The sequence below is a fragment of the Ruminococcus flavefaciens genome (assembly GCF_900108555.1).
Taxonomy (GTDB): Bacteria; Bacillota; Clostridia; order Oscillospirales; family Ruminococcaceae; genus Ruminococcus; species Ruminococcus flavefaciens_P.
Genome location: NZ_FNWV01000001.1, coordinates 32,533 through 44,630, shown reverse-complemented (window position 1 = coordinate 44,630; position 12,098 = coordinate 32,533). Strand labels below are relative to the sequence as shown.

Below are 12,098 nucleotides of genomic sequence, written 5' to 3'. Positions count from 1 at the left end.
CCTTTCATATAAAATACAGATGATATTATAACATATTTAAATCAGCGTGTCAATTGTCTGAATCGAGGTTTCTTATTAATTTGAATTTTCTTTTTGATATTGTTAGCACACCTGTCCGCTTTAACCTTGTTATTTCACGTTGGAGCGCACTTCGATTTACACACAGATAATCGGATAATGCAGTTGTAGAGAATGGGATCTGAGGAGTTTTTCCTTTTGGAGTTTTTTCTTCTATTATACTGAGGCAGCTTATAAGTTTATCTTCTATAGTTCGCTGACTGAGTACTTCTATTCTTTCGTTGAGCGAGATAGCCTTTTCTGACATAAGCTCCAAAAGATTTTCAACTACTCTCGAATGACACTGGCAGGCATTTTCACATCTTTTTGTGATTTCCGATCTTCTTACAAACATTACTTCACATTCTGTCTCTGCAATTATTTCAATGCTGCTTCGCTGAGAGGCTGTAAAAGTGAAGTATACTCCAAAGATATTTTGTTCTTCGAGAGATTCCATTATTGATCTTACTCCGTTTATATCATATCGAACCATTACTGCTGTACCGTTTAACACGATCCCGAGTTTATCGGGATTATCTGAATAATCCATTATCCTTCCGCCTGGTTTGAATTTTTTGATCTCGGCGTTGAAGCAGTCTATCATACGATGACAGTCTTCGCGTTCGATGCCTTTGAACAATATGTTATTTTCGGGTAACATAAAAAACTCCTTTATGTTGCATTTGCAACAGATTTTTCTTTTACTTTATGATACAATATATTCAGACAAAAGTCAACACTATTCTAATGGAGGTCATTACAATGAAGGTAAATGTTATAGGTGAACAGCTTTCACAGGACGAGATCAACGCATATATTGATTATGGCAAAAAGAAGTACAGTGACAGAGAAATTCTCGGAATGACTGTAAAGACAGACGGTGAATACGTCGATCTCCAGTATGATTTTGCAAAGGATATCCCATTTGACAGGATAAGAAGAATAACAGGATATCTTGTAGGTACTCTTGATCGTTTCAATGACGGAAAACGTGCTGAGGAGCATGACAGAGTAAAGCATTCTGTATAAATGTCTGTTGATTAGGTACAAACCGTTCTCAGACTTATAATAAAAACACGGAGGTAATAATCATGAAAAAATACGTATGTCCAATTTGCGGTTACGTTCACGAAGGAGATGCACCACCTGAAAAATGTCCTCAGTGCGGCGTTCCGGGTTCAAAATTTATCGAAAAAGAAGCAGGAGAAAAGCTTGTTTTCGCTTGCGAGCATGAGCTTGGAGTCGCAAAGGCTGTAACTGATACTGAAATAATCGAAGGACTCCGTTCAAACTTCAACGGCGAATGTTCAGAAGTTGGTATGTATCTTGCAATGGCAAGAGTAGCATATAGAGAAGGCTATGCAGAGATCGGTGCATATTGGGAAAAGGCTGCTTACGAAGAAGCAGAGCACGCTGCAAAGTTTGCTGAGCTTCTTGGTGAAGTTCTCTCTTCTTCAACAAAAGAAAACCTTGAAAAGAGAGTTGCTGCTGAGCATGGAGCTACAGAAGGAAAGCTCAAGCTTGCTAAGAGAGCAAAAGAGCTTAATCTCGATGCTATCCATGATACAGTTCATGAAATGGCAAAAGATGAAGCTCGCCACGGCAAGGCTTTTGAAGGACTCCTCAAGAGATATTTTGGCTAATATTAAAGAAAGACGCAGCGTATGCTGCGTCTTTTTTTGTAATAGATAATTACTTTTCTGATTATATTATTCGATCGGGATAATTGGCAGATCTATCGGCTCATCATTATATGTACGAGCAGTAGCAGCCTCAGTAGGGCTGTCAGTTGGCTGAATCACAGTTGGTTCTACATTTGAATTGTCGTTATCAACGGTTGTGCTTTCGGTCAAACTATCATTCAGCCTTGTTGTAGTTATTAAGGCACTGACTGCTGTTTTTTCAGTTGTTGTGGTTTCGGTCTTAGTCTCGATATTTGCAGCAGTTAGTGTTGCAGCAGTAGTGTTTTCGGGGGCATCAGTTGTTACAGTTGATGTATGTGTGGTGGTATCAGCTACAGAGTCTGATGTTGAACCACCGCCGTCCTTACAGCTTGTCAGCAGAAGTGCTGACATTATTATTGCAAATATTGATTTTTTCATATTCACTCTCCGATCTTCATGATGAAACTATTATATCACTTCATTTCGGATAATGCAAGTGCAAGCAGACGAAAAATAATGAATTATTAAAAGTAAAATTTCTGTGAAAAATATTGCTTTTAAGTGTAATTGATTTTATTTTCAAATAAATTGAAAAAAAGTCAATTTTTGTATTGACAATTATAATTGACTGTGATATAATGTGGATTACTGAAAGTTGTTATTTGTTAATAATTCACTTTCTGTATATTGTTAAAGGTCCGAAAATTTATTAAAAAATGTAATATAATAACAAAACATATAACGCATCCTCGTCCTTTTTCATTTTGAATTTTTAATACAAGTGTGGTAATTGATCGTATTTTACCGCAATAGTTGTGTTATCTGTATTGTTATTACGTTTATTAGCAGACTAACTGCTTTTAATAAGATATTTTTATAAAATCTGGAGGACCTAATAATGAGAAAACACTGTGGTTGGAAAAAAACAGCAGCATTCTTGATGGCTGCGGCTCTTGTAACAGGTGCAATGCCTGTAAATGCAGGAGGTTTGTTTAACGGAAACAGCGCTATCGTTGCTAATGCAGCATCAGAAGCAAAGAAGCCTGAAGTTGGCACACTTTTTAAGGCTGGCGACACCATTGCTATAACAGGGGAGACCTGGTTCGTAGTTGATGATGATCCGAATTCCGGTGATGCAAGAGCAAAGGTTGAAAGTGATATTGCAATAACAGGATATGAAAGTTCTGATACTGACAATCAGTATATCTGGAAAACAGGCGATGTTGAGTTATATACACTTCACAAAGGATTTTATGTAACTCGTGAAGATTCTTCTGTTGATCCTGAGGGCTTTTACATAACAAGCGGCAGCGGTACTTATGAAGATCCTTTTATTATAGGACTTAAAGCACCTAAATTCAGCGGAAAGAATATTACTCTTGATTCAGATATCGGCATGAATTTCATTGTAAATCCTGTAAGTGAAGCTAATATTGATGATCTTAAAGTTAAGTTTTCAGGCGATTGCGATGAGACAGGACTTCAGCAGCTTGAACTCAAGACCATAAACGGAAAAGAAGTTTACTGCGCAACCGCAAATGTTGCCACAAATAAAATGGACAGAGTAATTACTGCTGATCTTTATTATGGTGACAGTGAAACACCGATCGATACTCTTTCTTTTTCTGTAAATGAATATCTTGATACTGTCGATACTTCATCAAGTCCGAAGCTTAAAGCACTTGTTGAGGCAACAAGACAGTACGGAAAAGTTTCCACAGCTTATTTCGGAAACGGCGAGCTGCCTAAGGTAAACGACCACAAGAATGATATTGTTAATGCAGCTTATAAATTTGGTGACTATACTATATACAAGTTTAAGCCGGGATTTGAGTCAAGTGACGCTATAATTTCACTTGTTCTGAATTCAAAGATCTCTGTTCGTCTGTATACAGCTAAATATGAGCAGTCCGGTCATGATGTTGCTGCATATGATATATGGACATTCGATGAAAACAATAAGCTTCAGATTTCACCATTTAAGGAGATCTATGCATTTGACGGTGCAAACGGTAAGAAATGCTTTGAAGTTCCGGATATTAAACCTACACAGCTTGGTACTACATTCAATGTAAATTATCAGGGTACTGATTACTTATTCACACCTTTGGCATGGGCATATCGTGTTTTGAGCCACGAAGCTGCTCCTGAAAAGGACATTGCACTGGCAAATGCACTTTATGAGTATTATATTGCCGCAACTGACTATGTTGGCTAATGAAAGGAGAATAATATGAACATGAATGTTAAAGAAGAATACATCTCACCTGAGATAGAAGTCGTAGAATTTGATAACGAGGACGTTATCACTACAAGTGGTCCGGAAACATTTGGATATTGATAATGATTTCTGACGGTTGAGTCATTTTAAAGCAGCAGGCAGCCCAGCGGACTGCCTGTTTTCGTATGTCAATAAAGGCGGACGCTTTGAAACGTCCGCCTTTGTTTCTATTAACTTTCTTTTTGTTCATCAGGTAATTTGGAAGAATTTAATGTTTCTTTCAGGAGCTCTTCAAACTTTGCATAGTCGAAAGAGAAATTCTCGGCACCACATGGCTCCCAGTCACCATTAAAGTATATATAAGAACAAAGTGAAACACAATCATTATCACCTATATAATAACCGTCACGTATCATATATTTGGCAGGTATTCCCATATAGTTTTTTTCTGTTTCATATATCCTGTATATTGTATAGTTGTATTTTGCGTATCTGTCTGGGCTCCATTTGTAATCTTTAAGTTCAAGCATCGGTACGAATACATTTGCTACGAAGTCATCAAGTGCATTATTGTCATGAGTTATACATGAAGCAACAGAGGTATATGTATAATCAGGCAGCTCGTAATCAATAATTACGTGTGGTGTAGGTGCGAGACTATCATCGTAATATTTATGAGGATCACCAAGATTTTGCTCATTCGGGTTAGTTGGTTCTGTCGGTTCAGCTTTGGTGGTAGTTTCAACTTCTTGTTTTTCATTGATGGTAGGTTTGACCTGCGGTTGCTCATCGTTGTTCTCAGGTTTATCCTCTTTTTGAGTAGTTGGCTGTACGCTTTCGGAATTGTTCTTATCCTTTTTGTCGGTGTCCTTCTTATTTTCTGGCGTTTTTTCGCTTTGTTTGTTATTGATTAGTTCGTCAAGCTTATGTTCAAATTCCGAGAGATCAAGTGTATAATACATACAGCCTGCAGCTGACCAGCCATATACAGAATCAAGCACATAATCAAGCCTTTCAACATCTCCAAGGCTGCTTATGCTGAAGCTGACGCTTCTGAGTTTGGTATCTCCTGATTTGTAGGATACATCAATATGGTATTTCTTTGTAGAGTTGGTGTTTTCGGAAGGATCATTATCATATGATATGGTCATTGACGGGAGATCGTTATATATGAAATTTGCAAGCAGTGCATCGTTTTTGTCATCGGTAGAAATTATAGCATCTTTTTTAGCGTCATATATGCTGATATTTAGTTTAACATCGGGATAATCATATTTACTCATGATGCATCGGATATTACTCGAGAAGCCGGGACTATCGCAGAGATAGGTCGTACCGTTCTTAATATAGTAAGTATTTTCACCAATTATCCCAATAGTTCCAACGCCTTCATTTACAAATGAGAGATCATAGAAACGGTCAGCTTCTGCTTTTTCCACAAGCCAGCCGTAACTCTTCATGCAGAGCCTGAGCAGCGTTTGCTGTATAGGTGTCAGCTCAACTGGAGCACTTGTACCTTCAACTACCTTGTAACCGGATACATCATCATCGAAATCAACACTATAATCTATAAGCTCATTTTCTGTGATCTCGCTTTCTATGATCTCGGCAATGCCGTTTATAAGTGCAAAACTATCACATTCATAAAATGTCTTTTCCCATTTGCTATTGTCATTACAAACAGAATACTCGATTATATTATCATCGCATATCTGGAGATAGTAAATATCATATGCCAATACCAATCTTTGTGTGAGCGGCGAATATGCGCCTCCATTTTCCTCATGAAGAAATCTGCTGTAATTATCAGCGACTTTCCAGCCTTTCTGAGAGTTAAAAAACTCAGTTATCTTCTCACGCATTGATTCAGTGATTTCAAGAGATGGTAAAAGCATATTATATGGACTGTTCAGTATTCCTTCAAATGGAGAGTCACATATTATTTCATCTGATAGAGTACTCGTTTCATACTCGTTAAGATCATTCTCTTCGTTCGTTACAGTAGGTTTCAAAGAATTGTTTTTGTGCAGAAGTACACTTGTAGCACCTATACCGGTTACCAGCACAGCACTTGCAGCAATAGTACTTATTATACGTAACGTGCGTCGTGAAGTATCAATTCGCTCTGTACCGTTAACAACTTCGGTATATTCTTCTTCATTATTTTTTTGTTTTATAGCAGAAAAGATGTTTTTGAATTTGGATTGCTGTAATTTCTTTTCTTCTTCATATTGAGCTATACGGCGGTGTACGTTCTCAATCATTTCTTCATGCTTCAACATAATCAAAACCCTCCGTTTCAAGTTGTGATTTAAGTGATTTACGAGCACGATATAAGGTGGATTCCAGACTGCGAAGACTTTTTTTCATTATCTTTGCAGCTTCTTTATTGCTGAACCCCTCAAAATAAATGAGCCATAACACCTGTTGATATTTCGGGTGTAGTTTTCGCATTGCCTTATGTATCGCTATCTGCTGTTCTTTTCTGAGATAAGCTTCTTCAACAGAAGCCTCATCATCTGTCATTTCAAGTGTATCATCAATAGAAATACAGGTCTTTTTTGCGTATTTGCGAATATGGTCTATCGCCATATTCCTGCCAATTGCATAGAGCCATGTTTTGAAGGAGCTTTTTTCTTTGTACTTAGGCTTCTTTGTGCCGAGCAGTACAAAAGTGTCCTCAGTAAGCTCTTCGGCTGTCTGAACGTTTCCGACTATGCTTGTCAGGTACAGTATCAGGCCGTCGCTGTATTCTATTATGATCTCATCTAATCCGTGTAAATCACCATCGTTAAGAAAACGGTGGTAGCTACTTGCACCGTTATCCATAGAACTGCTCCTTTCTGAAAGATCTTTTTTCATGAGCCTTCACTTATTAGACGATAAGTGAAGAAAAAACTACGCGCTTTTTCAAGATTATTTTTATTGCTTTGATTTTGGAGTTATATATCTTCATATGTTTTCACATTATAGCATTTTGAATTGTACCTGTCAAGCGTTTTAACAGGGGAGAGTTATATTTCTTTAGCTTTTCAATAAAATAAGAGTTATGGAGACAGTTACTATAAAACGTTTTATACTGTTTTATCATCTTTACTATTTTTCTTGCGCGATAAGAAGTTCAAAGGCGTACTATTAATAATAAACTATTGCGCAGAACGAATATTCATGCTATAATATTATCAAAATATTACAGGAGATAAATAGTATGCATTTTGTTGAAGCTAAAGGATTACTATCCTCAAAAAACGGAATGAATATATATCGCGGCTGCACACATGGCTGTATTTACTGTGACAGCAGAAGCATATGTTATAATATGTCTCATGCATTTGAGGATATTGAAGTAAAGATAAATGCTCCTCAGCTTCTTGAAAAGGCATTGCGTTCTAAGAGAAAGAAGTGCATGATAGGAACAGGAGCAATGTGCGATCCATATATGCCTGTTGAAGTTGAACTGAAACTCACTCGAAAATGTCTTGAGCTTATTGAAAAGTATCAATTCGGCGCAGCAGTGCAGACTAAATCTGATCTTATCCTCAGAGATACTGAGCTGCTGGCTTCTGTTAATGAACAGCAGAAAGCAGTCGTTCAGCTTACGATGACAACATATGATGATGTACTTTGTGGTATCATAGAACCAAATGTGTGCAATACACGCAGGCGTTTTGAAGTACTCATGGAGATGAACAGATATGGTATACCGACAATTGTTTGGCTGTGTCCGTTTTTGCCATACATAAATGATAGTGAGGATAATCTCAGGGGACTTCTGAATTACTGTGCTGAGGCAGGAGTTAAAGGAATTATAAGTTTTGGCATAGGTCTTACTTTAAGAGAAGGAAACAGAGAGTACTATTATTCAGCTCTTGATAGGCATTTTCCTGGATTATCAGAAAGATATCGCCGTGAATTCGGATATTCATACGAAATTGCAAGTCCGAACAGTTCGAAGCTTATGGATATGCTTTCTGACTTCTGTGAAAAATACGGAATAATGCATGATAATAACGAATGTTTTGCATATCTGAATGATTTGCCCGATAAATATGAGCAGCTTTCATTATTTTAATATGACTTTATATAAATGTGTCACAATGACTTGATTTTGATTTGGCTTCCGAAAAAAAAGCAGTATGAGATTATCATACTGCTTTTTTCGTATCTAATAACTTAAATGGAAGTATATCTGATCAATTTCAGCCGTTCCACCAGTTATTATTATTGTTATTCCAGTTATTCCACTGATTCCAGTCGTTGTTCTGCTGCTGGTTGTTGTTGTTGTTGTTGTTCCACTGGTTCCAGTCATTATTCTGCTGCTGATTGTTGTTCCACTGGTTCCAGTCATTATTCTGCTGCTGATTGTTGTTCCAGTTGTTCCAGACGTTGTTCTGCTGCTGGTTATTATTCCAGTTGTTATTATTGTTGTCTGAGCTGTCGCTCTTCTTGTATGTTACCCATTGATAACGTGCTGTGAGAGGTGTCTTTCCGTCGTAGTGACCAAGCCACTCATCAACGCCTGTACCTGGCCATGCATTCATCATGATCTTTCCCGGTGTCTGAGGAATGTTATCATAAGCTGTGTATACTGCCTTGCCATCAACATACCATGTTATATGGTCACGCTGCCAGTCAAAGCCGAATGTATGGAATCCCTGTGAAGCGTCGAAACCGAGGTCGTACATCTTCTCGTGATTTCCCTGTCCGTTTGTGTAGTAGTTGAACTGGACTTTTGTAGTATCCTTACCGAGGATCTCGATATCGATCTCGTCCCATGGGTTGTTATCAGAAGGACCTGTATAGGTGAAGAAAGATGAGTTTACACCTGTGTTCTTTATAGCCTGCATTGAGGTCTCATAATAACCAAATCCGTAGAAATCATTTGTTCTGTACTCTGCACCTGCATAGCGATACTTGCCTGTGTTGTCTCTGTCGATAGTAAGCTCAAGGGCTCCGTTTCTGAAAGCAGTCTGTGACTTATACCAGCCGCAGTCAAAAGGATCGCCGTTTGTCCAGCCGTCAGAAGCTATAAAGTAACGTGATGAGCCTGTTCTGAAGTCATCAGCCATTGTAGCACTGCTGTCGAAGCTGCCTGTAGAAGTGTTGTTATTGCCCTGATTCTGGTTCTGATCGTTCCAGTTATTGTTCTGGTTGTTCCAATCGTTGTTTGCAACACCGTTCCACTGATTGTTGTTCTGATTATTCCAGTCATTATTCTGATTCTGGTTGTTCCAATCGTTGTTCTGCTGCTGATTGTTCCAATCATTATTCTGGTTCTGGTTGTTCCAATCCCAGTTATTATTGTTCCATTCGTTGTTTACAACGCCGTTCCACTGATTGTTGTTCTGGTTATTCCAGTCCCAAGTCTGCTGCTGTCCCTGGTTGTTCCAGTTATTCCAATCATTATTCTGATTCTGGTTATTCCAGTCATTGTTTTGCTGCTGATTATTCCAGTCGTTATTCTGATTCTGATTGTTATTCTGATTATTGTTCTGGCTGTTCCAGTCGTTGTTCTGCGGCTGGTTATTATTGCTTGTGCTGCCGCTGCCACCGCCGTATACCTTTGTTACGTCTTCGATACTTGACTCTGTAGAGCCAGTTTTGTAAGTGCTGTAGAGACCTGCAGCTGCACCAACAAAGCCTGCATTGTAGTCACAAGCTACCTCGTTGCTTACATAGTCTGAACGAACGTCTCTGTAAGAGCCGTTTGCATCTGTAGGACCACCGCAGAGAGCACCGATAAGTGTATACTTATTCTGTATGCCGTCGTTTGACTCAGCTGCACTGTTTGTGCCTGAAGCTGCTCTGTGGTGAGGATTTTTTGAAGCATTCGGCTTGAATCCGCATACGAGACAATAGGACTGACCGTTAGCGAATGCCTTATCGCCTGTGAGGTACTGCATCTGACCTTTTGCCCAGCTTGCATCGCCCTTTCCGTGCTTTGCGGCTATAAGTGAGCACATCTGAGCTGTAGCGTTATGTCTAGCCGAGCCCCATTTGTCGTAGAACTTGTATCCGTCGCCTGACAGATTGCCGAGCTCGGGAGCGTGTGACCAGTCGCCTGTGATAGAGCCGAGAAGTACACCTGCGCCAAGAGAAACGTTCTCCCAGTTCATTACCCAGTAACCGAGAGGACCATTCTTGAGGTCGTTGAGGTAACTCTCATCCTTAGTAGCGAGATAGAGCCAGCCTGCTGCCCATGCGAGCTCGTCAGCTGATCCGCTCTCTCCGCTTCCGTAGAACTCACATGAGTAAGTTGCAGGATTCTGCTTTGAGAAATTATAAAGAGCCTTAGCGTATGTAAGGTCCTCAGGGTTGCCGAAGTTTACGTAGTTTGCTGCAAGAGCTGCTGCGTATTCAGCAGTAACGTTTGCAGCACCGCCTGTTGACCAGAGCATACGTCCTCTGTCGCCCTGAGTTTCGGGAGCTCCCCAGTAAGAGTGATCTGTACCGCCTTCACCTTTTTCAATAAGTACCTTCTGAACTGTATTACCGTTGAGAACAGTTGCATCACGGAAGAACTTAGCGAATTTGTCAGTTATGACTTTGAGGTGAGCAGTCTGACCTGTTGCGTCGAAGGCGTCCTTGAACTCATAGTAAGCCCAGCCAAGAGTAGCTGCTGTGTAGCCCTGAGGCTGACCGAACATAACGTGGTCGCCTGCGTCATGGAAGCCGCCCGGTACCTCGTCATTTGTGTGGCAGTTGCCTCTCCATGAGAGAGCGCAATCGGAATTGTCGCCGCACATATTGGCATCATAGAAATAGAGGGAATACTGAAGGAGTTTTGCGTAGTTGTCACCATCTGCTGCATTTGCTGAGAGAGAGGGAGTCGCTGATGCAAGAGGTAAAACAAATGCGGAAGCAGCAACTGCACTGCCGATGATGGCAGATTTGAGTCTTTTTAGTTTGTCCATGTTATCACTCTTCTTTCAAAAATTTTGCCTATAACAAGCTAATTATACATGGTTTGACTAAAGAAATAGTAACAAAACAGTAACATAAAGATTACAATGTGGTTAATCGGCACATTTTGATTATAATTTTGTCATAATACACAAAAAATACTTATTCAACTTGCACATAATCAATATAACTATTGTGCAAAAAAGATAAGATAATGACTATGCTGAAATTGATACCTCTCAAAAATTCGGGAGATATCTTTTGATGAGCAAAACTAAAAAACTATAATTATTATGTTAAGGGTTAGAAAAACTTACTGTGATTGCTTCGTTATTATATATAATCAAAAAGATCTGCTTACATTTTATATGTGAGAAGTTATTTCTATACATCGTCTATATTGACAAAATGCATGGCGTTTGATATAATTTATGAAAATATAACACCAGTCGGAGGATATAACTATGAAAGAGTTTTATATAAACAGTGACGGCATACGCCTTCATGCGAAACTTGACCGTCCTGATGATACAGTAAAAGGAGCACTTTGCATACTTGTTCACGGATTTACAGGACATATGGAGGAAGATCATATCGTTGCGGCTCAGAAAGCAATGAATGAAGCAGGCATTTCAGTTCTGCGTGTAGAGATGTATGGTCACGGAAAAAGTGATGGTGAATTCAGAGATCATACGCTGTATAAATGGGTGACGAACGCTCTTGCTGTGGTCGAATATGCAAGAAACCTTGACTTTGTAACAGAGCTTTATATGTGTGGTCATTCACAGGGAGGACTGCTTACCATGCTGATCGGTGCAATGTGTGCTGATGATTTTAAAGCTATACTTCCATTATCACCTGCATGGATGATCCCTGAAGATGCAAGGAATGGAATAATGCTTGGAAATAAATTTGACAAGGAGCATATTCCTGAAAAAGTTGCAAGCGAGAGCTGGGAGGTATCGGGAGATTATATTCGTACAGCTCAGACTATCCATGCGGAGGACTCAATTGCAAGGTACAAAGGGAAAGTACTGATCGTACACGGAGATGAAGATACTGTTGTTCCTTTTTCTTATGCTGAAAAAGCCGCAAAGCTTTATAACGATGCAGAGCTTGTTCCGATATATGGTACAGATCATGGCTTTATCGGTCATCTTGATGAACTGGCTGAAATCATAACTTCTTTTTTCAAGAAAGAGGCTCTGTGAAAAATATAAAATACAGCTCTGTTTAATCCTAAGCAACTTTAT

Annotated in this window: 9 protein-coding genes and 2 pseudogenes; 5 read left to right on the top strand and 6 right to left on the bottom strand. The window is 39.2% G+C overall.

Features of this window, described 5'->3' with window-relative positions; all coding sequences use genetic code 11:
- Positions 1–49 precede the first annotated feature (49 nt).
- Positions 50–718 (bottom strand): Crp/Fnr family transcriptional regulator, encoded by a 669-nt coding sequence (locus tag BLW60_RS00135; RefSeq protein ID WP_074713898.1) that lies wholly within the window; start codon positions 716–718, stop codon positions 50–52.
- Positions 719–819: 101 nt separating this feature from the next.
- Here BLW60_RS00135 and nrdD point away from each other — a divergent pair, with 101 nt between their 5' ends.
- Together nrdD and BLW60_RS00125 are read left to right on the top strand one after the other, a co-directional pair.
- Positions 820–1,086: an anaerobic ribonucleoside-triphosphate reductase gene (nrdD, locus tag BLW60_RS00130; RefSeq protein WP_074713897.1), complete on the top strand. Its 267-nt coding sequence runs from the start codon at positions 820–822 to the stop codon at positions 1,084–1,086.
- A gap of 62 nt (positions 1,087–1,148) precedes the next feature.
- The gene (locus BLW60_RS00125; RefSeq protein WP_074713896.1) at positions 1,149–1,700 is read left to right on the top strand and encodes an NADH peroxidase; all 552 of its coding nucleotides are present in this window, start codon (positions 1,149–1,151) and stop codon (positions 1,698–1,700) included.
- Between the two features lie 66 nt (positions 1,701–1,766).
- Here BLW60_RS00125 and BLW60_RS00120 read toward each other — a convergent pair whose 3' ends face one another.
- A complete protein-coding gene (locus tag BLW60_RS00120) occupies positions 1,767–2,159 on the bottom strand; it encodes a hypothetical protein (RefSeq protein ID WP_074713895.1) in 393 nt (130 codons plus the stop codon).
- A gap of 460 nt (positions 2,160–2,619) precedes the next feature.
- On the opposite strand from BLW60_RS00120, the gene BLW60_RS00115 reads away from it, so the two are divergent.
- Positions 2,620–3,939, top strand: coding sequence for a hypothetical protein (locus BLW60_RS00115; protein ID WP_074713894.1), 1,320 nt, complete (start codon positions 2,620–2,622; stop codon positions 3,937–3,939).
- A 233-nt stretch (positions 3,940–4,172) separates the two neighbouring features.
- On the opposite strand, the gene BLW60_RS00110 is transcribed toward BLW60_RS00115, so the two are convergent.
- Together BLW60_RS00110 and BLW60_RS00105 are read right to left on the bottom strand one after the other, a co-directional pair.
- Positions 4,173–6,224, bottom strand: coding sequence for a hypothetical protein (locus BLW60_RS00110; protein WP_074713893.1), 2,052 nt, complete (start codon positions 6,222–6,224; stop codon positions 4,173–4,175).
- On the bottom strand, positions 6,211–6,771 hold the full coding sequence (locus tag BLW60_RS00105) for an RNA polymerase sigma factor (protein WP_074713892.1): 561 nt from the start codon (positions 6,769–6,771) through the stop codon (positions 6,211–6,213). Before BLW60_RS00105 ends, BLW60_RS00110 begins: the two co-directional genes overlap by 14 nt.
- Positions 6,772–7,150: 379 nt before the next feature.
- On the opposite strand from BLW60_RS00105, the gene BLW60_RS00100 reads away from it, so the two are divergent.
- Entirely contained in the window at positions 7,151–8,014 is an 864-nt protein-coding gene (locus BLW60_RS00100; protein WP_074713891.1) for an SPL family radical SAM protein, read from the top strand.
- A 349-nt stretch (positions 8,015–8,363) separates the two neighbouring features.
- On the opposite strand, the pseudogene bglS reads toward BLW60_RS00100, so the two are convergent.
- Positions 8,364–8,966 (bottom strand): annotated as a pseudogene (gene bglS, locus BLW60_RS17075) (beta-glucanase); the annotation flags it as partial.
- A 615-nt stretch (positions 8,967–9,581) separates the two neighbouring features.
- Positions 9,582–10,856 (bottom strand): annotated as a pseudogene (locus BLW60_RS17070) (glycoside hydrolase family 9 protein); the annotation flags it as partial.
- Between the two features lie 453 nt (positions 10,857–11,309).
- Here BLW60_RS17070 and BLW60_RS00090 point away from each other — a divergent pair.
- On the top strand, positions 11,310–12,056 hold the full coding sequence (locus BLW60_RS00090) for an alpha/beta hydrolase family protein (RefSeq protein ID WP_074713889.1): 747 nt from the start codon (positions 11,310–11,312) through the stop codon (positions 12,054–12,056).
- The last annotated feature ends 42 nt before the right edge of the window (positions 12,057–12,098 follow it).